1 protein-coding gene is annotated in these 378 nt (G+C 69.8%); it reads left to right on the forward strand.

Features of this window, described 5'->3' with window-relative positions; all coding sequences use genetic code 11:
* Positions 1 to 123: 123 nt before the first annotated feature.
* A partial coding sequence (locus SB753_RS35235; RefSeq protein WP_410804688.1) for a tyrosine-protein phosphatase occupies positions 124 to 378 on the forward strand: 255 nt, incomplete at its 3' end.

Below are 378 nucleotides of genomic sequence, written 5' to 3' on the forward strand. Positions count from 1 at the left end.
GGCCGTCAACGGCTGAGTCTGGGTGACAGGATCGTCCGCTCCACGGCATCCGGCGTGGACGGTCCTGTCGTCCTGCGGTCCCGATACGCTGAGATCAAGATCAGGGAGAGGGCCCGGACGACCATGGAACTGACGTCGATTCTGCAGGGGACGCACAACGCTCGAGAGCTCACCGGGCTCCCGCTCACCGGCGGCGGAACCCTCGCCTCCGGTCTCCTCTTCCGCTCCGACGCCCTCGCAGGGCTCACCGACGAGGGGCTGCAGGAACTCGTCGACCTCCGCATCGGGACCGTGATCGACCTGCGCACCGACGGCGAGCGCTCCCGCGCGGCGGACCGGCTTCCCGAAGACGGCAGCGTCACCCTGCTGCCCCTGCCG

The sequence above is a fragment of the Paraburkholderia sp. SIMBA_053 genome, assembly GCF_046534895.1.
Classification (GTDB): domain Bacteria; phylum Pseudomonadota; class Gammaproteobacteria; order Burkholderiales; family Burkholderiaceae; genus Paraburkholderia; species Paraburkholderia caledonica.